20 protein-coding genes and 2 pseudogenes are annotated in these 22580 nt (G+C 73.2%); 6 read left to right on the forward strand and 16 right to left on the reverse strand.

Annotation, left to right across the window (positions count from 1 at the left end; all coding sequences use genetic code 11):
* Positions 1-43 precede the first annotated feature (43 nt).
* Together EDD40_RS44715 and EDD40_RS41325 are read right to left on the reverse strand one after the other, a co-directional pair.
* The gene (locus tag EDD40_RS44715) at positions 44-964 is read right to left on the reverse strand and encodes a polysaccharide deacetylase family protein (RefSeq protein WP_328809493.1); all 921 of its coding nucleotides are present in this window, start codon (positions 962-964) and stop codon (positions 44-46) included.
* Positions 965-996: 32 nt separating this feature from the next.
* Positions 997-2080, reverse strand: a pseudogene (locus EDD40_RS41325) (endo-1,4-beta-xylanase); the annotation flags it as partial.
* 378 nt (positions 2081-2458) lie between these two features.
* Here EDD40_RS41325 and EDD40_RS01745 point away from each other — a divergent pair.
* Positions 2459-3655, forward strand: coding sequence for an extracellular catalytic domain type 1 short-chain-length polyhydroxyalkanoate depolymerase (locus tag EDD40_RS01745; RefSeq protein ID WP_123741333.1), 1197 nt, complete (start codon positions 2459-2461; stop codon positions 3653-3655).
* A gap of 129 nt (positions 3656-3784) precedes the next feature.
* Here the strand turns inward: EDD40_RS01745 and EDD40_RS01750 are convergent, their stop codons facing one another.
* Both EDD40_RS01750 and EDD40_RS01755 read right to left on the reverse strand, forming a co-directional pair.
* A complete protein-coding gene (locus EDD40_RS01750; protein ID WP_123741334.1) occupies positions 3785-4576 on the reverse strand; it encodes a hypothetical protein in 792 nt (263 codons plus the stop codon).
* Positions 4573-5067 (reverse strand): SigE family RNA polymerase sigma factor, encoded by a 495-nt coding sequence (locus EDD40_RS01755; protein WP_123741335.1) that lies wholly within the window; start codon positions 5065-5067, stop codon positions 4573-4575. Before EDD40_RS01755 ends, EDD40_RS01750 begins: the two co-directional genes overlap by 4 nt.
* A 501-nt stretch (positions 5068-5568) precedes the next feature.
* On the opposite strand from EDD40_RS01755, the pseudogene EDD40_RS44570 reads away from it, so the two are divergent.
* Positions 5569-6132 (forward strand): annotated as a pseudogene (locus EDD40_RS44570) (M20/M25/M40 family metallo-hydrolase); the annotation flags it as partial.
* A 47-nt stretch (positions 6133-6179) separates the two neighbouring features.
* On the forward strand, positions 6180-6335 hold the full coding sequence (locus EDD40_RS43050) for a hypothetical protein (RefSeq protein ID WP_246037333.1): 156 nt from the start codon (positions 6180-6182) through the stop codon (positions 6333-6335).
* Positions 6336-6393: 58 nt separating this feature from the next.
* Here the strand turns inward: EDD40_RS43050 and EDD40_RS01765 are convergent, their stop codons facing one another.
* From EDD40_RS01765 to EDD40_RS01785, 5 genes are all read right to left on the reverse strand, one after another.
* On the reverse strand, positions 6394-6957 hold the full coding sequence (locus tag EDD40_RS01765; protein ID WP_123741336.1) for a hypothetical protein: 564 nt from the start codon (positions 6955-6957) through the stop codon (positions 6394-6396).
* 17 nt (positions 6958-6974) lie between these two features.
* Positions 6975-8291, reverse strand: a complete 1317-nt coding sequence (locus EDD40_RS01770) for an alpha/beta fold hydrolase (RefSeq protein WP_123741337.1) — start codon at positions 8289-8291, stop codon at positions 6975-6977.
* Positions 8288-9637 carry an alpha/beta hydrolase domain-containing protein gene (locus EDD40_RS01775; RefSeq protein ID WP_246037334.1) on the reverse strand — a complete coding sequence of 450 codons (1350 nt, stop codon included), beginning with the start codon at positions 9635-9637 and terminating at the stop codon, positions 8288-8290. The genes EDD40_RS01770 and EDD40_RS01775 overlap by 4 nt, the downstream gene beginning before the upstream one ends.
* Positions 9638-9787: 150 nt before the next feature.
* Entirely contained in the window at positions 9788-10357 is a 570-nt protein-coding gene (locus EDD40_RS01780; RefSeq protein WP_123741338.1) for a TetR/AcrR family transcriptional regulator, read from the reverse strand.
* Between the two features lie 144 nt (positions 10358-10501).
* Entirely contained in the window at positions 10502-10918 is a 417-nt protein-coding gene (locus EDD40_RS01785; RefSeq protein WP_123741339.1) for a hypothetical protein, read from the reverse strand.
* Between the two features lie 217 nt (positions 10919-11135).
* Between EDD40_RS01785 and EDD40_RS01790 the strand changes: the two genes are divergently transcribed.
* Complete coding sequence (locus EDD40_RS01790) at positions 11136-11510, forward strand: ATP-binding protein (RefSeq protein WP_123741340.1); 375 nt, start codon at positions 11136-11138, stop codon at positions 11508-11510.
* On the opposite strand, the gene EDD40_RS41330 is transcribed toward EDD40_RS01790, so the two are convergent.
* From EDD40_RS41330 to EDD40_RS01815, 5 genes are all read right to left on the reverse strand, one after another.
* Complete coding sequence (locus EDD40_RS41330; protein ID WP_170184913.1) at positions 11473-12156, reverse strand: hypothetical protein; 684 nt, start codon at positions 12154-12156, stop codon at positions 11473-11475. The genes EDD40_RS01790 and EDD40_RS41330 overlap by 38 nt on opposite strands.
* A gap of 147 nt (positions 12157-12303) precedes the next feature.
* Positions 12304-13119 (reverse strand): carbohydrate ABC transporter permease, encoded by an 816-nt coding sequence (locus EDD40_RS01800; RefSeq protein WP_123741341.1) that lies wholly within the window; start codon positions 13117-13119, stop codon positions 12304-12306.
* The gene (locus tag EDD40_RS01805; protein ID WP_211348052.1) at positions 13116-14018 is read right to left on the reverse strand and encodes a carbohydrate ABC transporter permease; all 903 of its coding nucleotides are present in this window, start codon (positions 14016-14018) and stop codon (positions 13116-13118) included. The genes EDD40_RS01800 and EDD40_RS01805 overlap by 4 nt, the downstream gene beginning before the upstream one ends.
* A 4-nt stretch (positions 14019-14022) precedes the next feature.
* Positions 14023-15339, reverse strand: a complete 1317-nt coding sequence (locus EDD40_RS01810) for an ABC transporter substrate-binding protein (protein ID WP_123741342.1) — start codon at positions 15337-15339, stop codon at positions 14023-14025.
* 96 nt (positions 15340-15435) lie between these two features.
* Complete coding sequence (locus EDD40_RS01815) at positions 15436-16302, reverse strand: DUF4082 domain-containing protein (protein WP_170184914.1); 867 nt, start codon at positions 16300-16302, stop codon at positions 15436-15438.
* Between the two features lie 163 nt (positions 16303-16465).
* On the opposite strand from EDD40_RS01815, the gene EDD40_RS01820 reads away from it, so the two are divergent.
* Both EDD40_RS01820 and EDD40_RS01825 read left to right on the forward strand, forming a co-directional pair.
* Complete coding sequence (locus EDD40_RS01820) at positions 16466-17692, forward strand: SGNH/GDSL hydrolase family protein (protein WP_123741344.1); 1227 nt, start codon at positions 16466-16468, stop codon at positions 17690-17692.
* Between the two features lie 125 nt (positions 17693-17817).
* Positions 17818-19833, forward strand: coding sequence for an alpha-glucuronidase (locus tag EDD40_RS01825; protein ID WP_246037335.1), 2016 nt, complete (start codon positions 17818-17820; stop codon positions 19831-19833).
* 25 nt (positions 19834-19858) lie between these two features.
* On the opposite strand, the gene EDD40_RS01830 is transcribed toward EDD40_RS01825, so the two are convergent.
* A complete protein-coding gene (locus tag EDD40_RS01830) occupies positions 19859-21889 on the reverse strand; it encodes a beta-galactosidase (RefSeq protein WP_246037336.1) in 2031 nt (676 codons plus the stop codon).
* The gene (locus EDD40_RS01835; protein WP_246037337.1) at positions 21886-22578 is read right to left on the reverse strand and encodes a DUF624 domain-containing protein; all 693 of its coding nucleotides are present in this window, start codon (positions 22576-22578) and stop codon (positions 21886-21888) included. Before EDD40_RS01835 ends, EDD40_RS01830 begins: the two co-directional genes overlap by 4 nt.
* Between the last annotated feature and the right edge of the window lie 2 nt (positions 22579-22580).

Genomic DNA, 22580 nt, shown 5'->3' on the forward strand with positions numbered 1-22580 from the left:
CGGTGTGCCCCCCACCTCGCTGTGAGGGGCACACCGGCGAGCGTCACGGGGTCCGGCAGCTCACCGTCGGCGCGGCCCACTGGCCGTTCGTCATCACGGTGAAGCCGAACGTGGTGCTCGCGCCCGCGGCGAGGTTGCCGTTGCCGTTGGGCTTCATGGTCATCACGTTGCCGCTGGAGTCCCAGCTGGGCGTGCCGCTCCAGGTGGCCGAGACCTTCTGCGGGGAGGTGACGGTGACGGTGGCGGTCCAGCTGGTGATCGCCGAGGAACCGGCCCGGATCGTCACCTCGCCGTTGAAGCGGTCACCCCACTGCTGGCTCGTGCGGTAGGTCGCGGTGCAGGAGCCGTCGCCCGGCTGGGGCGTGGTGGTGGTGGTCGGCGTGGTGGTGGTGCCGGGCGGGGTGTCCGTCGGCGCGACGGCCCGACCGGTCGAGGGCGAGATCATGCCGGCGCACAGGCCGCGGCTCGCCAGGTTCGACGCGATCTGCGGGACGGCGTTGATCGTCGTCTGGTAGCCGTCGTGCATCAGGATCACGCCGCCGTTCTGCAGCGTGGACGCGGCCTGCACGATCTGGGCGGTGCTGGCGTTGTTCCAGTCCTGCGAGTCGACGCTCCACAGCACCTCGGTCAGGCCGAACTGGGCCTCGACCGCCTTGAGGGTGCTGTTGGTCTCGCCGTACGGCGGGCGGAACAGCTTCGGCGCGACACCCGTCGCCGACTGGATCACCTGCTGCGTCTGGGAGATCTCCGACGTCATCTGCGCCTGGCTGAGCTGCGTCATGTGCGGGTGGGACCAGCTGTGGTTCTCCACCCACATGCCGGCGTCGCGCTGGCTGCGCGCGAGCGCCTGGTTGGACTGGACGTTGTTGCCCTGGTTGAAGAACGTGGCCCGCAGCCCGGCCGACCGCAGCGCGTTGAGCAGCGCGGTGGTGGTGGCCGCCTTGGGCCCGTCGTCGTAGGTCAGGGCGACGTAACCGTTGGCGCAGTTGGCGTTGTTCGGCGGCGTCGTGGTGGTGGTGGGGCCGGTGGTGGCGGCTGCGTTGAGGGCGTTCAGTGTGGAGGTGTAGGCGGCTTTCTTGTTGCCGGAGCCGTCGAAGAGCAGGGGGGTGCCGGAGGCGCGCCAGGAGTCGCTGTCGCGGATGCCCCAGACGGTGATGCCGGTGCAGCGGGTGACGGCGAGGCAGGCCTGGACGACGCCTTGGTATTGCTGGGCCTGGGTGCTGCCGGAGCCTTCGATGTCGAGTTCGGTGATCTGGACGTCGACACCCAACGCGGCGAAGTTCTGCAGGGTGGTGTGGTAGTTGGAGGGGACGGGGTTGCCGCTGTTGAAGTGGGCCTGGAAGCCGACGCAGTCGATGGGGACGCCGCGGGACTTGAAGTCCTGGACCATGCGGTAGACGCCCTGGGTCTTGGCGTGCGACCAGTTGTCGGTGTTGTAGTCGTTGTAGCAGAGCTTGGCGTTGGGGTCGGCGGCGCGGGCGGCGCGGAAGGCGGCTTCGATCCAGTCGTTGCCGGTGCGTTGCAGGTTGGAGTCGCGTCGGCCGCCGGAGCTGCCGTCGGCGTAGGCCTCGTTGACGACGTCCCAGGCGTAGATCTTGCCGCGGTAGTAGGTGGCGACCTGGGTGACGTGGTTGAGCATGGCGTTGCGCAGGGAGGTGCCGGACATGTTCTGCATCCAGCCCGGCTGCTGCGAGTGCCACGCCAACGCGTGACCGCGCACCCGCATGCCCTGGGCACGGGCGTGGTTGACGATCCGGTCGCCGTTGCCGTAGCTGAACTGGTTCTGGTTCGGCTCCGTGGCGTCCATCTTCATCTCGTTCTCAGCCGTGACCATGTTGAACTCACGGTTGAGGATGCCCACGTACGTCGAGTCACCCAGCTTGTTGGCCGCGACCGCGGTGCCGAAGTACCGGCCGCTCTCCGCGGCGGACGCGCCCAACGTGGTGCCGGCGCTGGCCACGCTCGGCAGGACGACGGCCAACGCGCCGATCAGCCCGACCGCACCGGCCAGGGCCGCGACGCGTCGCGACCCTCCTCGTGCCACCGGCCTGCCGGCAGCGGTGACAGCAGTTCTGGACATCACTTCCTCCAAGGGGTCGACCGGACCGGTATCGGACCGAAAGTTGCGATACCACTGGGTGACGCTTTCGAAAACTAAAGCGAATGATCGTCCGAGTCAAGAAGCGAGATTCACCTATAGAGACGCAAGAGTGCAGGTAGAGCTGGAAGAACGACTGACGCCACTAGCTTCTGCGGCTTACGAAAGTATCGGTCTCTGCGCCGGTAGGGCCGTTCGGCCGTGTGGGATCGGGAGAGCGGGCGAAACGCGCCCGGTGTGGTCGCGCCACACCGGTGTCGGGCGAAGAGTGGCGCGGCACACCAGCGACGAACGGTCGGCGGGGCTCCTAGCGTCGGGACATCGCCCGTGACCGCCATCACTCAACGTGGAGGATGCGCCATGTCGGATCGTCGCCCTGTCCCGGTCGTTCGCGGTCCCGCCGCAGCCCTCGTCGCGGTGGTGGCCGTGGTGCTGGCCACCGCGGTCTCCCTCGTCTCCTCGCCACGACCCGCCGCCGCCGCGACCCTGCAGGAGGTCACGGGTTTCGGGACGAACCCGGGAAACCTGCAGATGTTCCGCTACGTGCCCGCCGGGCTGCCCGCGGGCCGCCCGGTCGTCGTCGCCCTGCACGGCTGCACGCAGAACGCCACGGGCTACGGCACGGCCACCGGCTGGATGCAGCTGGCCGACCGCTGGAAGTTCACCGTCGTGGCGCCGCAGCAGAAGTCGCAGAACAACGCCAACTCCTGCTTCAACTGGTTCGAGCCGGGCGACACCCGCCGGGGTTCGGGCGAGGCGCTGTCGATCAAGCAGATGGTGGACAAGGCCAAGCAGGACAACGGCGCCACGTCGGCGTACGTCAGCGGGTTGTCCGGGGGCGGCGCGATGACCGCGGTCATGCTCGCCACCTACCCGGACGTGTTCGCCGGCGGCGGCATCGTGGCCGGACTGCCCTACCAGTGCGCCACCTCGGTGCTGACGGCGTACAGCTGCATGAGCCCCGGCACGAACCTCACCCCCGCGCAGTGGGGCGACAAGGTCCGCGCGGCGTACGCCCACTCCGGTCCGCGACCGAAGGTGTCCATCTGGCACGGCGCCGCGGACACCACCGTGCGACCGCTCAACGGCACGGAGCTGGTCGAGCAGTGGACCGACGTCAACGGCACCGACCAGACCCCGGACGTGAGCGACACCGTGGCCGGCTACCCGCACCGGGTCTACGGCGGCACGGTCGAGTACTACTCGATCACCGGCATGAACCACGGCCAGCCCGTCGACCCCGGCGCCGGCGCCACCCAGTGCGGCGGCACCGCCGCGTACATGCTCGACGTCAATGTGTGCGCCGCGTACCACCTGGCGCGCTTCTGGGGCATCGACGGCGGTGGCACCGGTCCGACCGACCCCACCACCACTACCACCGTCCGCCCGCCGTACACCGAAGCGATCACCGCCACCGCGACGGACCACTACGTGGCACAGCGGATCGACGTCGGCGAGTACACCACCCTGGGCGCCCGTTACGGCTACACCACGCCCTTCGCGCTCTACCGGTGCGGCGCGGACTGGACCGACAAGGCCGACTGCTCCGCGATCTGAGTCCGGTACGCCGAGGAGGGCCACCGGTTCGCGGTGCCGGAGGACGCGCTCGCCGAGCCGGCGGCCGACCGCGATCGGGGACCGCGGCACGGGTCCCCGATCGCGGTGCTCGAACCCGGATCGCCGTCGTCACCAGCGGTCGGAGGTGGCGATCTGCACCAACTGCTCGACGGTCAGCGGCGGGTGCCCGCCGAGCAGGGGGCCGAGGCCCTTCGGCGACTGCCGGTTGCTGATGTGCATGATGAACACGAGACCGTCGGGGCGGGTGAGCTTGACCTCGTTGGTCAGGCCCGAGCCCTCCAACGCGAACTGGCTGGTGGCCAGCGCCGAGCCGTCGGGCAGCTCGCGCAAGGTGCAGCCGGGCTCGTCCGGTCCGCACTGGGCCTTCTCGCCCGCGGTGCCCGGGTACATCAGCAGGTCGAAGCCGCCGGTCACGCCGGCCGCGGTGAGCGTGCCGCCGATCGACGAACCGATCTGCGTGGTCGGCTTGGGCGTGAGGTTGCTCGGCGCACCCGTGGGCGGGCCGTCGGGCAGGGTCCACCTCGACGCGCCGGGCCCGGTCTCGGTCACCACGAACGTCGCCAGGTCGCCGAGGACGGCCCGGAACCGCTCGGCCAGCACCTCCGGCGTCTCGTGGGCGGGAGGCGGCGCGGACGTGGTGGTGACGGGCGGCGCGGTCGAGGACGTGCTGGGCTGGGCGACCTGCGTCACGGGGCCGTTGTCGGGCACGAGCAGCACCGCCCCGGTCGCCACACCGGCCACCACGGCCGCCGCGAGGGCGACCGGCGCCAACCGGACGCCCGACCGGGACGCGGTGCCCCGCGTGCGCGGCGAGGTGTCGAGCGCCATGTGGGCGGTCGCGGCGTCGGCCCGTCGTTCCAACTCCTCGAAGGCGTCGTGGAGCGCGCGCAGGTCGGTCATCTCGTCTCCTGGTAGGCGTGGGGGTTGGCGGTCAGGTCGACGCGGAGGGTCGCGAGCGCCCGGGAGATCTGGCTGCGCACCGTCGTCACCCGGCAGCCCAGCTCGACGGCGATCTCGGCGTCGGGCAGGCCGGCGTAGTAGCGCAGCACCACCGCCGCCCGCTGCCGCCGGGGCAGGCGGGCCAGCCTGCGGATCATCGCGTCCCGCTGCGCCCGGTCGTCGGCGCCGTCGCCGACCGGCACGTCCGGGTGGACCTCGGCCCTCGGCGAGGTGCGGGCCAGCCGCCGCCGCCAGGACAGGTACTCGTTGACGACCATCCGCCGCACGTAGGCGTGCGGCTCGGCCATCACCGAGATCCGGTCCCACCGCTCGAAGGCACGGCCGAGCACGTCGCTGACGATGTCCTCGGCCAGCCAGGTCTGACAGGTCAGCACCGTGGCGAACCGCATCAGCGCCGGCCGCCGCCCGACCACGTACTCACCGAACTCCATCGGCTCTCTCCCGATCGGCCACTTGGCTTGTGATCACGCCCCTCAACGGGGCACGGCGCCGATCCGTTGCACGCCGTGGCGAAGAACTCCCCGGCGCAACCAGGCTGGCAGGAGGTCGCCGGACAAGCCCGTGTCGCGGTACAGCCCGAACCCCAGGAACATCCGGCGGGCGTGCGCAGGTGATCGTCCACCCGAACGGGCGATTCACGACCCAGCGCAGTGGATCTTGCGCGGGTCGTGGGCGAAGATGTGCCTGACCCGAGCGACGTGTCGCACCCGAGGCGGCGTGACGCCCTGGCACGAACGGCGAGCCACCATGACTGCTGTTGCGGGCGACCCGCGGCCGACGTCCTCCGCTTCCCCGGCCTCCGGCCGCGCGTGCTGCCGATCGACACCGGCGTGATCTGCGAGGTCGGCAGCGGGCCCCGCTGCGTCGCCCGGCGCGCCGACATCGACGCGCCGGCCGTGGCGGAGACCTCCGGCGAGTCGTGGGCGTCGACCGTGCCGGGCGTCTCGCACGCGTGCCGCCACGACGTGCACACCGCGATCCTGCTCGGCGCGGCGGCGGCGCCGGCTTCCGTGCTGCCGGGCCGGGTGCGGCTGCTGTTCCAGCCGGCGGAGGAGGAGCCGGGCGGGTCGCACGACGTGATCGCGGCGCACGGGGTCGAGGGCGTCGAGCGGATCTTCGGCCTGCACTGCGACCCGACGGTGCCGGTCGGGCGGGTCGGCATCGGGGTCCGCCCGGTCACGTCGGCGTGCGCCATGCTCGAACTGCGGGTCGGCGCGTGCGGGGCGGGCCGGCGCAACGAACTGGACTGCGACGTGGTGCACGCGCTCGGCGTGGTGGCGACCGGGCTGCCCGCGCTGCTGGCACGCCGCGTCGACCCCCGGTCCGGGACGGTGCCGGCGTGGGGCCTGGTGAACGCGCCGGAGACACCTCGCGGCTCGCCGCGCGAAGGCCTGCTGCGCGGCACGCTCCGCACCGGCGACCCGGTGGTCGACGAGCGCCTGCCCGCGTTGGTCGAGGAGATCGGGGGCTCGTTGCCGCGGCCGACGGGCGTGCGGTTCGAGCTCGACCACGTCCGCGCCGTGTCCGGCTGGTACCTGGACACGTGCCCGGCTCGTACGCGCGGCTGGGGACCTGGCCGGGCGAGGGGCCGCAGGGCGACCTGCACCAGCCGAGCTCCCACGCGGACGAACGCGCCCTGGCGGCCGGCGTGCGGACCGTGGTCCACGCCGCGCTCGCCGCCCTGGCGCCACCGGGCTGAGCCCGCGCCGGACGCGAGCCGGCCACGACCCGCGCCCGGCCCCGTCCGGGCCGGGCGATCACCACTCGAACCTGAACCCGTACCAGGGACCTTCGATCGGGTCGTACCGGTAGCCGTCCCCCTGGGCGTTCACCGGCACGTGGTCGGGGCAGTGGGCCCAGCCCGCGGAGCGGTAGTCCACCGAGGTGAGCATCGTGCAGCCGTCAAGCCCTTCCCCCGTGACGTCCACGGTGAACAACCCCACCCGGCGGCCCTCGATCCGCCCGCCCGGCGCGGCCTCCGCGACCAGCGCTTCGAACCCCGACCGGTGCGCGTCGAACGCGGCGCGCGGCACCACGCCGGTGCCGGCCACCACCAGCGCCGCCGCCAGCAGTGCCGGCACCAGCAGGAACGGCCACAGCCGCACGGCGTGCCGCAGTCGTGGCCGGGGCAGCACGACCACCGCGACGCCGGCCACCGTCAACCACGCCGCGCCCACCGCGAGCGCGGACAGGCCCGCCCCCACCAACGCCCCGAAGGAGCCGCCGGGTGGGATGACCGCCCAGAACAGCAGCGCCACCGGCACCGGAGAGGCGATCACGGTCCACCACGGCGACCACCACCACGACGTGCGTCCGACCATCGAACCCCCTTCACCGCTCAGGGGGACGTTCGGCCAAGACCTCCGGTTCCGCCGTCGAGGTAATCCTTGAACTGCACGGTCACCGCGTGCGCGTCCGACGGCCAGTTCGGCACCGCGATCGTCCGCGTCGCGCCGTCGCCGCCGCGCGCGGTCTGGGTGACGCGGATCGTGCCGCCGCCGTCGGCCCGCGCGGGCAGGTAGGCGTCGACACCCGTCAGGAACGGCAGCGTGGCGAACGGCGGCAGCGCGACGCCCGGCGTGGACGTCAGGTCGCAGCCGTCGTCGAACGCGAACGCGGCGAGGACCTGCCGCAGCCGGGGCGAGACGGCCGGTTCGAGGACGTTCACGCCGTTCAGCTCGAGCCGGTCGTGGTCGGGCTGGTCGGACCACCACTCGCGGTTGCGGATGACGGTGAGGGCGCTGTGCGTCGGGCACCGGTCGACGTGGTCGGTGATGCCGCCCGGGCGGGACACCTGGAGCCGCAGGAACCGGTCGCTGCGCTCGAACGGCTCGAAGTAGTTGTGGTGCGGCGGTTGGCCGTCGCGCAGGACCACCAGCTCGTAGTGCTCGCGGCCGTTGACGGGCAGCGGGCCGAACGAGCCGTCCGCGCCGGTCCGGACGGTGTGCCGGGGCGCGCCGACCCGCGCGCCGGTGCGGCTGTCCAGCTCCCAGACCTGCACCACGCCCTCGACGCCTTCGTTCTGCGGGTAGTACGTCGTCCGGCCCGCGATCCGGACCAGCGCGGGCAGTTCGGGCACCACCCGCGTGGTGAACGCGGGCCTGCCGCGCAGGAACCGGTGCATGTGGGCGAAACCGTCGGCCGACGTGGTGGTCTCGGTGTGGCCCAGGGTGGTCAGGTAGACGTTCGTCGCGCCGCCGATGGAGCCGTTGGGCTGCAGGCTGCCCCACAGCGCCAGGGTCGGCACGCCGCCGGGCGGCGTGGCGCTGGACCGGCCGTCCACGTTGACGTACTTCCGCACCGCCGCGGCCCGTTCGGGGACGGACAGGTAGGCGTGCATGACCGTCGTGCCGCGCGAGTGCGCGATCACGTCCACCTTGGTCGCGCCGGTCCGGGCCAGGACACGGGTGATGAAGGCTTCCAGGCCGGCGACGGCGTGGTCGTTGGTCGGGATGCTCGTGTCGTACTCGTAGGCGTGGAGCGCCGCGTCCGGGTAGCCGTTGCCGGAGAACCTCTTGGCGTTGGACTGCCACTGCTGCGCCGAGCCCTGCTGGCCGTGGACGAACACGATCGGGGCGAGCGCGTCGGCCTGGGCGGGCGCCGCCGCGACGGTCGACACCAGGGCGACGACCAGTGCCACCAGCGGGATCCTCATCGCGTGCCTCCCAGGGCGTCGGTCAGGTTCTGCCGCGCGTCGGCGGGCTGGAGGTAGCCGGCGCGCACGGCCGCGGCGTCGACCGCCACCACCTGCCGCACGTAATCGCCGCGTTCGGGGTAGAGCCGGGCCAACGTCGCCGCGTCGAACGGCACGTGCGTGCCGAACAGCCGGCAGAACGTCTCGCCGGAGTTGTCGCCCGTGTTCAGCGCGCGGGGCGCGGCCAGCTGCGACAACCGGATGCCGCCGAGGGCCAGGCCGAGCGCGTCGCGCTTCTTGGTGACGCCGTCCGGCTCGAACTCCAACGGCCGGGCGGTCGGCGGCGGCGTGCCCCGTTCGACCCAGCGGCGCAGGTGGTCGTAGGCGGCGGCGGTGACGTGGTGCATCGGGATCCGGCTGAACGGCGGCCGGTCGCACTCGTACCGGGGCGCGCCGCCGAGGTCGCGTTCGGAGATCGGCTCGCGGTAGGCCTGGCCCTGGTACCCGGAGTGCGCCGCGCCCGCGACCTCCCACCGGCGGAAGCGGTCGGTGTCGGCCGGGCGTTGCGCGGTCCGCACGTCGGTCTCCGACAGCACCTGGAAGACGGGTTCCGCGCCGACGCGGGTCGGGGCCGTGCCGACGATGAAGCCGTAGCCGTCGAACACCGGCTGCTGCTGCGGCAGGACCCGGTCGTACAGCACGGTCATCCGGCCGGCGGACTGCGAGGCGCCGATGGCCAGCAGCGTCCTCGTCCGCAGCCCGCCCATGACCGCACCGGACTCGACCGCGCGGCCGGCCTGGGTGAACACGTCGTAGGACAGCTCGTCGGCGGTGAACCGGCCGCCGCCGGTGACGTCCAGCGAGCCGTACCGGGCGGGGCTCCAGGTCTTGAGCTGGTCGACGCCGACCCGTTGGGCGGACACGCCGACCCACGCGTGGCCCGCGCGGACGACGGACTCGGCGTTCCACAGGGCGTCGAGGTCGTACCCGGCGGTGACGTTCTGCCACTCGACCAGCGTCGTGCCGGTGAACTGCCGGGCGTGCGCGGGCCGGCGCACGACGACCCGGGTCGTGTACGGCACGCCGGTGGCGACCTTCGTGCCGTCGACGGACCAGCCGTCGGCCGTGCCGGAGACGTGGAACTCCTCTTCGACGTACCCGGCGGCGGCGAGGTCGTCGGGCGTGGCGAAGAAGGGGTAGGTGTCCTCGATCCGGTCGGCCAGCCGGTCACCCGGCACGGCCCCGGGCAGCGGGCCGACGACGCGCGGCGGTGAACCGGGCGCGGCGGAGGCGGGGAGGGACGTCGGGAGGAGCAGACCGAGCACGGCCGCGGCGAGACCGAGGCGGCGCCAGGGGGAAGATGACATACCGGCTCCCACAGCGATGGGGGATGGGGTCATCGCCGACCGTAGCCGGCCGCGCACAGCCCGCACCAGGACGCGGCCCCATCGTGAGACCGCTGTCGCAGCACGGTCAGCGGTCGGGCCGGTGGTCGCGGAGCGGGGACGGCGGTCCCGTCAGCGGTGGCGCAGGAGGATCGTGCGGGCGGCCGTCTCGGCCAGGTCGGGGTCCAGCGGCGCGCCGCTGAGCAGCTCGGCGTAGAGGGTCGACTCCACGATCCGCACGTAGAGGAACGCCACCTGGTCCAGGGCGGCCGTCGACCACGACCCGCCGTCCACTTCGAGGAGGATCTCCTTCTGCGCCGTCACCGCCCGCCGGTGCACGCCGCCGGCCGCGTTGAACAGCACCCGCGCCGCCGTCTCCGGCTCACCGCGCAGGAACGCCCGGAACGGCCCGTCCGCGCGCAGGTCCGCCACGAACCGCCGGGTGACCTCCAGGACACCTTCCACGCCGCCGTTCGTGCGCTCCTGCCGGGCCCGGACCAGCAACCGGTCGGCCAGCACCCACAGCACGTCGGCCAGCAGCCCGTCCCGGCTGTGCACGACCCGGTAGAGCGTGGCGCGGCTGATGGCGAGGCTCGTCGCCAGCGCGTCCATGTCGACCCGACCGTGCCGCAGGAAGAACCGACAAGCGCCGCGCAGCACCTGGTCCCGGCTCACCACCCGCCGGACGCCGGTCGACCCCACCGCCCGCCCTCGCTTCCGCCGGCCCGCCCGTCCGGCCCACCCGCATCATCGCGCCCACCCGCTCGTCCCGCGAGGCCCGCACCGGTGTGCGCCACGTCACGTCGGCCACGTCACGTCCGCCGCCGCCCGGCTCGGCCGGGGCGCCTACTTCGCGGACGAGGCCGGTTCCTGGAACAGCACGGGCGGCGCGTCGCCGGCCGGACGCGGCGAGGTCGGCTCGGGCCGGGGCGCCCACTCCTGCAGGACGACCGGCTCCAGCTCGGGCGTGACGTCCTCGACCACGGGCTCCACGACCGGCGCGGCGGCCTGCACGGCGAGCTGCTGCTGGGCCTGGCCGATCCACATCAGCCACATGGCCTCGTCGCGGTGACCGCGGTACTCGGCCTTCAGGCCCGCCAGCGCGCCACGCACGCGTGCGGCGACCACGTTGTCCTCGCGCACGGCCGACCAGACGGCGCGGGCGCCGGCGTCGCGGGCCTTGACCAGGAGGCGGACCTGGTCGGTCAACTCGGGCGCGGGCAGGTCCGCCCACGCCGCTACGATTCTCTGTGCCTTGGTCACGGTGCCATCCTTGTCGAGCGGACGGCTCGCGATGGCCGTGACACGATGTTATCAAGGTCTCGTTTTTCGAGGTCAGCCCTAGGGCACCTGATGACGTTCCGGTACCGCTCGCACACCGGCAGCACCCCCGCCGGTGAGGTCGCCGACGCGGAACCGCTCGGCGATCGCAAGGCAGTCGTCAGGTGCGGTCGGGCGGTGCCGTGGCACGCTCGTCGGCGTGACGGCCGGCAACGACACGGTTGTCCTGGTCGTCCAGGACGAGGACACGACCTCGCCCGACGAGGTCGCCAGGTGGCTGCGCGAGCACCTCGCGGGCTGGCCCGGGCACGACGTGCTGCTGATCGGCGTAGTGGTCGGCGAGCTGTACGACAACGCCCGCCGGCACGGCTCGCCGCCGTTCGTGCTGGAGCTCGTGCTGGACCGGTGGCGCGAGGCGTTGGTGGTCAGCGTGCGCGACCGCGCCCTGCGCCGGACCGCGCCGTGGCGACCGGCGGCGGGGTTGCTCCTGGTCGACGCGCTGTCCACCCGGTGGGGCGTGCTGACGCAGGCCGCGTTCACCACGGTGTGGGCCGAGCTGGTCTTCGACGACTGACGATCACCGGCGACCACCCGGCCACCGGCGAGGCGATCGCCAGCGAGGTCAGCGGCGACGACGACACGACCGTGGTGACCGGGGCGCGGCTCGACGAGCTGACCGACGACGAGCTGGACGCCCTGCTCCGACCGCGGACGTGATCGCCCGCTGCACGCCGGCGCAGGAGGTGCGCGTCATCGAGGCCTACCGGCGGCTCGGCCGGGTGGTCGCGGTGACCGGCGACGGCGCGAACGGCGCGTCCGCGATCCGGCTTGCCGACGTCGGCATCGCGCTGGGCAGGCGCGGCACGCAGGCCGCCCGCGCTGTCGCGGACCTGGTGGTCACCGACGACCGGTTGGAGACGATCGTCGCGGCGCTGGTGGAGGTCCGCGCGAGGTGGGCCCCGGTGCGAGGCGCCGGCGATCCTGCTCGGCGGCAACCTCGGCGAGATCGCGTTCAGCGTGCTCGGCTCGGCGCCGACCGGCCGGTCGCCGTTGACCGCGCGGCAGTTGCTGCTGGTGGACCTGCTGACCGACCTCGCGCCCGCGCCGGCCATCGCGTTGACCCGGCCGGCCCGCGAGTCCGTGCCCGAGCTGCTGCGCGAAGGGCCGACGTCGTCGCTGGGCCGGACGTTGACCGAGGACATCACCGCCCGTGCGATCACCACCACCTTCGGCGCCACGGCGGCGTGGACGGCGGCCTGGACCGGTCGGTGCTCACCGCGAGCCTCGGCTCGGCCCGGTCCGCTGGGGCATCGCCCTGGCCGGCGCCACCGCCGCGACCGTGCTCGGCCCGGCACTGACCCCGCTGCTCACTCGACGTGCTGGGTGACGGTGCCGCGCACGAAGTGCCGCTGCGCCACCAGGAACAGCAGGACCATCGGCACGGTCGCGACGACGCTCGCGGCCAGCACCAGCTCCCACTGCTCCTCGCCGCCCTCGCCGAACCGGTCCAGCACCGCCTTCAACCCGCGCGGCAGCGTGTAGAGCTGCGGCTCGCGCAGGTAGATCAGCGGCTTGACCAGGTCCGTCCACGCGGCCTTCAGCTCGAACACGAACACCACGATCAGCCCGGGTTTGGCCAGCGGCAGCGCCATCGACGTGAACAGCCGCCACGCGTTCGCGCCGTCGACCTTCGCCGCGTCGAACACCTCGCGCGGCAGGCCGAGGAAGAACTGGCGCAGCAGGAAGATGTAGAACGCCGAGCCGAACAGGTTCTGCGCCCACAGCGGCACCTGCGTGGTGGCCAGGCCGAGCGCGTGCCACTCCAGGTACACCGGCACCATGGTCACCGCGGCGGGCAGCATCATGGTCGCCAGCACCACGCCGAACAGCGGGCCACGGCCCGGGAAGCGGAACATCGCGAAGCCGAACGCCACCAGCGCGCTGGACACCGTGGCCGCCGTCGCGGCCGCCAACCCCACCGCGACGCTGTTGCCGATCCACGTCAGCAGCGGCACGGCCTGCCACACCTCGACGTAGTTGCCCGGCGAGAACGGCCGGGGCAGCAGCGCGTTGTCGAACACGTGCGCCCGGTCCTTCAACGACGCGCTGACCAGCCACCAGAACGGGTAGCCGAACGCGAGCGTGACGACCAGCAGCCCCGCCCACACCCCGACGCGCTTCACGACCGGTCACCCTCGTAGTGCACGTACCGGCGCGACAACCGCACCTGCACGACCGTGATGACGGCGATCACCGCGAACAGGCCCCACGCCAGCGCCGACGCGTACCCCATCCGCAGCGACCCGAACGCCTCCTGGAACAGGTGGATCACGTAGAACAGCGCCGCGTCGCCCTCGGCGGAGGCCTTCGCCCGCGCGCCGAAGAACATCGCGTACGCCTCGGTGAACACCTGCAACGACGCGATCGTGTTGACCACGACGGTGAAGTACACCGTGCCGCTGATGCCCGGCAGCGTCACGTGCCGGAACTGCCGCCACGGGCTCGCGCCGTCCAGCCGCGCCGCCTCGTACCGCTCCAGCGGCACGCGGGTCAGCGCCGCCAGGTACAGCACCGCCGTGCTGCCGACGGTCCACAGGCTCATCACCACCAGCCCCGGCTTGATCCACGCGGGGTCGGTGGTCCAGTTCGGCCCCTGGAACCCGAACCAGCCGAGGAACGCGTTCACCGCGCCGTTCTGCCCGTTGAGCAGCAACAGGAACATCGCCGCCAACGCCACCGGCGGCGTCATCACCGGCAGGTACAGGACGGTGCGGAAGAAGCCGCTCCCGCGCCCCGCCCGGCGCAGCAGGCCCGCCAGGCCCAGCGCCAGCACGATCTGCGAGGGCACGTGCAGCGCGGTGAAGAACACCGTGTTCCACAGCGCCGTGCCGACGCGGTCGTCGGCCAACGCCTCGCGGTAGTTCTCCAGGCCCACGAACGCGGGCGGCTTGAGCATGTCGTAGTGCGTCAGCGACAACCAGAGGCTGAACAGCATGGGCCCCGCGGTGAACGCCAGGAACCCGACCACCCACGGCAGCAGGAACAACAGCCCCGCCCGCGACTCGCGTCCGCTCACCGTCACGGCCCTACCTCCCGCCCACCCGCTTGAGCGCCCGTTCGGCCTCGCGCTGCGCCTGCGCCATCGCCTCGCCGGGCTCCTGCTGCCCGACCAGCACCCGGTTCACCGCGCCCTCCCAGGCGCGCACCAGCTCGCTCGCGGCGGGACTCGGCGGCAGCGCGAACGCCTGGTCCTGCAACGACAGCGCCACCGGCACGCCCTCGGCCAGGATCGGGTTGCCCAGCGGGGCGAACACCTCGCGGAAGATCCGCTCGTCGGCGGCCCGGTTGGCGGTGAACGTGCCGCCGTAGGGTCGCCCGGCCTCGGCCAACGCGTCACGTCGCGCCGTCGCCGCGGTGACCCAGGTCTGCGTGTCGGTCATCGTGACCAGGAAGCGGCACGCCACCTCGGGGTGCCGGGCGCCCTTGGGGATCGCCCACGCCTGCCCGCCGGACTCGGTCAGCACCTGCCCGTTCCGGTCGGTGAACGGCGCGATCGTCACGTCGGCGTCGGGTGAGTTGGTCGCCAGCGTGTTGAGGTACCAGGAGTCCATCGGCATCGCGGCGAGCTGCCCCGTCACGTACTGGTTGTTCGCGCCGAACTGGTCGAACGTGTCGCGGAAGGCCTTGAACGACGCCCAGCCGCCCTGCCTGGCCACCAGGTCGGTGGTGTGGCGGACCGCCTCCACGACGCGCGGGTCGTCGAGGCGGGCGCCGGGCCCGATCAGCTCGGCGCCGTTCGCCTTGGCCCACAGGGGCAGGAACTCGGGCACCTTCGGGTCGAAGCCGATGCGCTCCACCCGCCCGCCGCCGACGCGGGCCAGCCGGTCGGCCACCTCGCCCATCCCGGCCCAGTCGGAGGTGGACAGCGCGGCCGGGTCCAGGCCGGCGGCACGCACCACCGGGTTGTTGACGATCATCAGCCGGACGCTGGAGAACTCCGGCAGCCCGTACACCTCGCCCCGGTAGGTGACCTGGCGCAGCGCGGCCTCCCGGAAGAGACCGAGGTCGACGCCGTGCTCGCGCACGCACGCGTCCAGGCTCTGCACCGCGCCGCGCGCCGCGTACCCGCCGAGCTTGCGGCGCTCGGCGTAGACCAGGTCCGGCGGGTCGCCCGCGGCCACGGCGGACAGGAACTGCTGCTCGTCCAGCGCGCCCTCGCTGATCCGCAGGTCGACGCCGGGGTTGGCCTCCCGGAACACCGCCACGCGTGCCGTGGCGTGTTCGTCCGGGAGGCCGAACCCCATGGTGACCAGCGCGTCGGAGTGGTCCGATCCCAACCCGCCGCACCCGGCGGCGAGCAGCGCGGACACACCCAGCACCGCCGTGAGCCGGAGCCCGCGCATGCCGCCTCCCGAGGCCGGACGTCACCGACGACGTCACCGGGACGGTTCCCGCGCGGGCGCCCCGTCACACCAGGGTCGCCCGGTCGGCGCAAGCGGTCAGCCGCGGAACTCCGGCAGCACCCAGTAGGTGCTGTCGTGCCACGTCTCGGTCGGGAACCCGCCACCGTCGCCGTAGTGGTAGACGCCCGCGCCCGGCGGCACGATGAACGGCGCCCGCACCAGCGTGCCGACGAAGAAGTCCTCCGAGGTCGCGTAGCCGCCTTGCGGCGTGTAGTAGGAGACCACGTAGTCGTGGCCGGGCTCGACCGGGACGGGCGTCGGGAAGTCGATCTGGGCCATCAGGCCCGGGTGGTCCCAGGGCGTCTCGGCGAGCAGCACGCCCGTCTCCGACCACAGCCGCAGCGTGATCGGCCCCCGGTACGAGCCGCGACCGAGGGACGCGCCCAGCAGCTGCCCGGGCCGGTCGACCCGGAACCGCGTGCCCACCTCCACCGGCGACTGGTCGGGGTCGTCGACCGCCTCCTTGTAGTAGGTGCCGAGCTCGCACCGGGTCGCGCAGTCCACCGGCTGCGCGACGGCCGCGCCGTCCACGTGGATGACGGCGGGCACACCGGTCGGACCGGCGCCGGAGGCGGTGACGACCCGACCCGCGACCACGACGTCACCGGCCTGCTCCGGCGTGTAGACGTACCGCCAGTCGACCCGGGACGGGTCGTGGTCGCGCAGGACCTCGGCGGTCACCCAGGTGGCCCCGCCGTCGAACGTCAGCTCGGTGGCGGTGATCGCGACCGTCGTCGGGGTGATCGAGAGGCCGGTGACCAGGACCGGGACGCCGACCTCGGCCGCGGCGCCGGTGGTCGGGGTGCCGATGACCACCCGGCGGTCGTCCTGCGCGTGAGCCGTGCCGGACAGGACCAGGGTCACGGCGGCGGTCGCCACCAACAACCTGGACAAGCGGGGCATGTGCCCTCCTTCGGGCATTGTGCGGACCTACCGCCCGGAAGATCGTCCCCCACCGGGGGTTTCGCTACGCCCGCGCTTCGGGTTCCTTCGGTACCCGAGCCGCGCGCTCCCAGTTGAGACCCGGATCCGCCCGCGGCGCGCCCGCTGCACCAGAATCGGTCGCATGAGTCGCAACGCGCCCTCCGGCGACCCCCGTCCGCCCGGTCGTTGGGTCCACGCGTGGGCGTCCGCGCCGCAGCCGACCGCGCCGGACAACATGCCGCCCGCGCCGTTCACCAGGGCGGGCCTGGTGCTGGCCGGCACCACGCTGCGGCAGACCGTGCGCCCGTCGACCGGCGGCGACCGGATCCGGCTGCGGTTCTCCAACGCCTTCGGCGGCGCGCCGCTGCCCCTCACCGCGGTGACCGCGGCGCTCCCGGCGGGCGGACGGGCCGGGGTGGCGGCGGTGGAGCCGGGTTCGGTCCGGCCGGTCACCTTCCGCGATCGGGCGTCGGTGGTCGTGCCGGTCGGGGCGCAGGTCGTCTCGGACCCGCTGGACTTCCCGGTGGCGGCGGGCGCGGACCTGACCGTGACGGTGTTCCTGGCCGACGGGCAGGCATCGGACTCGATCACCTCGCACCCCGGCTCCCGCACCACCTCCCACCTGCTGGCGGGCGACCACGCGGAGGCCGACGACCTGCCGGGCGCGACGACCACCGACCACTGGTACTTCCTCAGCGGCGTCGAGGTGTGGTCGGAGCGCGCCGCCTCGGCCGTGGTCACGCTCGGCGACTCCCTGACCGACGGCCGGGGCTCCACCACCAACGGCAACGACCGCTGGCCCGACCGCCTGTCCACCCGGCTCCGCTCGCACCCCGCCACGGCGGACGTCGCCGTGCTCAACCAGGGCATCGGCGGCAACGGCGTGGTCAGCGAGGGGATCGGGCCGACCGCGCTGGCCCGGCTGGACCGCGACGTGCTCGCGCAGACCGGCGTGGCGTGGCTGGTGGTGTTCGAGGGCGTCAACGACATCTGCACCACCGCTGCGACGGCCGAGGCGCAGGAGCGGGTCGTGGAGGACCTGTGCGCGGCTTACGAGCAGATCGTGGTGCGGGCGCACGCCCACGGCATCGCGGTGTACGGGGCGACGCTGGCGCCGTTGGGCGGCAACGAGGCCTACGACGACCCGGACGGCCACCGCGAGGCGTCACGGCAGGCGGTCAACGGGTGGATCCGGGCCGGGGGCGTGTTCGACGCGGTGCTCGACTTCGACGTGGCGGCCCGTGACCCGCGGGACCACCGCCGGCTGCTCCCGGCCTACGACGACGGCGACCACCTGCACCTGACCCCGGCGGGCTACCGGGCGCTGGCGGACGCCGTGCCGCTGGAGCTGTTCGAGCGGCGCTCGTAGCCGCGTCCAGTCGAGACGGACCGACGGGAACCGTTGCCACGCAAAAGTTTCGTGACGGTTCACCCACGTGAAAGTCGACAGTGGACGGGTGCGTTTCCTTGCCTGGGAAGCGAAGTCGTCATAGTTTGGCGAGGTCACCGATCCCGGACCAGGAGGGCTTCTCCATGCTCGACGTGCACCCCGCGTGGCTCCCGGCGTCCGCGTTCCGGTCGGTCGGCTCACGGCGGGTCCGCGTCGTCGGGGACGGCCCGGTGGTCGCCACGGTGCGCGCCGAGGTCGCCGCGGCGACGGCCGAGCACGGCGGCGCGCTGGTCGACGACGGTCCGGCGGACCTGGAGCTGGTCTGCGCGCCGGAGGACGGCGAGACGGACCCCGAGGCGTTCGTGGTGGGTCGCGCCGGCCGCACCGCGGTGGTCCGCGCGATCGGCGGACCCGGCCTGCTCTACGGCTTCCACCACCTGGTGCGGCAGGGCGAAGCGGCGTTCACGGGCGAGGCGGGGCCACAGCGGCACGCGCCCCGCCAGCCGGTGCGCATGCTCGACCACTGGGACAACGTCGCCGTGCACCCGGTGATGGGCCAGGTCGAGCGCGGGTACTCGGGCGGCTCGATCTTCTACGCCGACGGCGTGGTCCGCGCCGACCTCTCCCGGGTCCGGTCCTACGCGCGGCTGCTCGGCTCGATCGGCGTCAACCGGGTGGGGCTCAACAACGTCAACGTGGGTCCCGCGGAGGCCGGGCTGCTCACCGACCTGCTGCCGGACGTGGTGCGGCTGGCCGAGGTGTTCCGCCCGCACGGGATCAGGGTGCACCTGTCGGTGAGCTTCGCCGCGCCGGTCACCCTCGGCGGCCTGCCCACGGCCGACCCGCTCGACCCGGCGGTGCGCGACTGGTGGGCGCGCACGACGGCCGACGTGTACGCGGCGATCCCCGACTTCGGCGGTTACGTGATCAAAGCCGACTCCGAGGGGCAGCCCGGCCCGTTCGCCTACGGGCGCGACCACGCCGACGGCGCGAACGTGCTGGCCCGCGCCCTCGCCCCGTTCGGCGGCACGGTGTTCTGGCGCGCGTTCGTCTACGACCACCACCAGGACTGGCGCGACCGCTCGACCGACCGCGCCCGCGCCGCCCACGACCACTTCGCCCCGCTGGACGGCGCGTTCGACCCGAACGTCGTGGTGCAGGTCAAGGCCGGCCCGATGGACTTCCAGGCGCGCGAGCCGCTGTCGCCGGTGGTCGCGGCCATGCCGCGCACCCGGCTCGCGGTCGAGTTCCAGGTGACCCAGGAGTACACCGGGCACCAGAAGCACGTGTGCCACCTCGTGCCGCAGTGGCGCGAGATGCTCGGCTTCCGGCCGTGGGGCGAGGGCGAGCCGACGGTCGCCGACGTCGCCGCGGGCCGGGCCGCCGCACCGGCCGGTGGCGTGGTCGCGGTGTCCAACGTCGGCGACGACCCGTTCTGGACCGGGCACCCGTTGGCGCAGGCCAACCTGTTCGGCTTCGGCCGCCTCGCGTGGGACGAGCGGCTCGCGCCGGAGGCGGTGCTGGACGAGTGGATCGGCCTCACGTACCCGGGAGACCCCGCCGTCTGCCAGGCGTTGCACGAGATCATGGACGGCTCGTGGCTGACCTACGAGCGCTACACCGCGCCGTTGGGGGTCGGCTTCATGGTGCGACCGGGCCTGCACTACGGGCCCGCCGTCGACGGCTACGAGTACTCCAGGTGGGGCACCTACCACTTCGCCGACCGGGACGGCGTCGGCGTCGACCGCACGCGCGCCACCGGCACGGGCTTCACCGGCCAGTACCCGGCGCCGTGGCGCGACCGGTACGAGTCGACCGACACGTGCCCGGACGAGCTGCTGCTGTTCTTCCACCACGTGCCCTACGGCCACGTCCTGCACTCGGGGACGACCGTGATCCAGCACATCTACGACACGCACTTCGCCGGTCACGACGAGGTGCGGCGGATGGCCGCGACGTGGGCCGGGCTGGAGGGCCGCGTGCCGGCGGAGGTGTTCGACCGCGTCACCGGGCTGCTGGTGGAGCAGCTGCGGTGCGCGACCGAGTGGCGCGACCAGGTGAACACGTACTTCTGGCGCAAGTCGGGCGTGCCCGACGCCCGCGGTCGCACGATCCACTGACCCCCGCCCACGCACGGCCGGCCCGCTACGCGCAGCGGAGCACCAGGACCGCGGTCGGGGCGAGGTCCAGCTCGTCCCCGGCCCCGAACCCCCGCCCGCTCAGCAGGTCCGTGCCCGCCACCGGCGCGGGCACGGTCCGGGCCTCGCCGTGGTTGAGCACGAACAGGTACCGCGTGCCGTCCGGCGTGACGCGCTCGGTGACCTCCACGTCCGGCACGTCGCCGAGCGGCCCGATCAACCCGTGCTCCGCCAACGCCGCGCGCACGACGGCCGCCACACCGGCGTCGTCCAGCAGCGTCGCCACGTACCAGGCGTGGCCGCGCCCCCGTGCCGCGCGGGTCACGGCGGGCGTGCCCGCGTAGAAGTCCGCCCCGTAGGCGCCGAGCACCTCCGCGTCGTCCGGCACGACGACCTCGAACACGTGCCGCGCGTCGTACTCGGCGCCGAACAGGGTCACCGGGTTCGCCACGTCGGGCTGCTGGGCGTCGGTCTCCTCGACCCGCAGCCCCAGCAGGGACGCGAACGGCCCCGGCACGTCGGCCGGGAACGCGTTGTCGTCCTCGTCCACCCGACCCGACAGCGCCGTGGTCACGAACGCGCCGCCCCGCTCGACCAGCGCCGTCACCCGGTCGGCGAGGTCGCCCTTCACCATGTGCAGCAGCGGCGCGACGACCACGTCGTAGCCGGACAGGTCGGCCGTCACCGGCACCACGTCCAGCGGGACGTTCGCCTGCCAGAGCGCCCGGTGGTAGGCGGTCAGCACGTCCAGGTAGCGGACGTTGCGGTTGGGCCCGTCGGACATCTCGACCGCCCACCAGCTGTCCCAGTCGACCAGCAGCGCGGCCCGCGCGGGCGTGCGACCGCCGAGCAGCGCGTCGCCGATGCGGGCGAACTCGTCGCCCAGCTCGGCGACCTCCCGGAACAGCCGCGTGTCCGTGCGGCCCGCGTGGTCGAGCACCGCGCCGTGGTACTTCTCGCACGCGCCGCGCGACTGCCGCAGCTGGAAGTACAGCACCGCGTCCGCGCCGTTGGCGACCGACTGCCACGACCACAGCCGCAGCACACCGGGTCGCTTGACCGGGTTCACGTCGCGCGAGGCGGTCACCGACGGCGTCTGCTCCATGACCCAGAACGGCTCGCCGTCGCGCAGCCCGCGCATCAGCCGGTGCGCCAACGCCATCCGCGCGGCCGTGCGCGTCGACGACCGGTCCTCCGGCGGGTAGTTGTCCCACGACGCGAAGTCCAGGTGCGGCGCCCACCGGTGGTAGTCGACCGGCTGGTACAGGCCCATCATGTTCGTCGTCACCGGAACGTCCGGCGAGTGCTCGCGGACGGCCGCCTTCTCCGCCAGGAAGCCTTGGAGCAGCTGGTCGGACATGAACCGCTTGTAGTCCAGCGTGATGCCCTGGAACGCGGTGTGGTCGGGCCCCCGCCAGTGCTCGGAGAGCGCGTTCGGCGGCTCGATCTGCGTCCACTCGGTGAACGTGTGCGACCAGAACGTGGTGTTCCACGCGTCGTTGAGCCGGTCGAGCGAGCCGTAGCGCTCGCGCAGCCACCCGCGGAACGCGTCGGCGCAGTTCGAGCACCAGCACGCGCCGCCGAACTCGTTGCCGATGTGCCACGCCACGACCGACGGGTTGTCCCCGTACCGCAGGGCCAGCCGCTTCGCCAGCGCCACGGCCGCCCGGCGGAAGTCCGACGACGACGGGCAGGCGTTGTGCCGCTGCCCGTACACGTGCCGCCGCCCCTCGAAGTCGACCCGGCACGCGTCCGGGTACTTCCGCGCCAGCCACGGCGGCATCGCGCCGCTCGGGGTGGCCGGCACGATCCGCATGCCCTCGTCCGCCGCCCGCGCCACGATCGCGTCCAACGTCGAGAAGTCGTAGGCGTGCTCGGCCGGTTCGAGGTGGGCCCACGCGAACACGCCCACGGTGACCGTGTCGATGCCGGCGAGCTTGAACGCCGCGTAGTCGTCGTCCCAGACCTCGCGGGGCCACTGCTCGGGGTTGTAGTCCCCGCCGTAACCGATCCTCGCGGGCACGATCCGTGGCGTCACGCGGTGAACCTCTCGGTGGCGTCGCGCAGCACCGGGTCGGCGTTGCGCAGCAGGAGCAGGGTGAACGGGGAGGCGAGCAGCGCGAGCACCCAGTCGGACGTGAGCGTGACGAGCCCGCCGGCCGCGATGAGCAGCGACAGCGCGCCGAGCGCGCTCGCCGGCCGGGCGGCGAGGTAGTAGGAGGCCAGGCGCGCGGTGTCGCGGGTGCGCAGCGACAGCGTGGACGACAGCACCAGCGCCTGGGTCGACCACACCAGCACCGCCACCGCGACCACCACCAGCACCAGGCCGTACCCGGCGGGCACGCCGGCCAGCTCCAGGTTCGCCAGGCTGAAACCGATCACGGTGAGCACCGCCAGCGCGGGCAGCCACCAGCGCAGCACGTCGAGCCAGTTGAGCCGGTAGCCGCGGCGGAAGTGCCGGGCGGGGGAGAGGTCCCGGTCGTTCAGGAACACCCGCCAGGCGTAGACGGCGGCCGACAGCGCCGGGCCGGCGGGGGCGAAGCACAGCCCGATCAGGGGCGCGTTGCCCGCGCTGCGGTCCAGGAACAGCAGCGCGAGGAACCCGGGCGCGGTCGTCAGCAGGAGCATGGCCTCGATGACGAGGAACCAGTACACGACGGACGCGATGCGCGACAGGACGCCCGCCCCGATCTCGGCGGCGGGATCACCCCGTCGTTCGGCCGCCACGG

The organism is Saccharothrix texasensis, from assembly GCF_003752005.1.
GTDB classification, from domain to species: Bacteria; Actinomycetota; Actinomycetes; order Mycobacteriales; family Pseudonocardiaceae; genus Actinosynnema; species Actinosynnema texasense.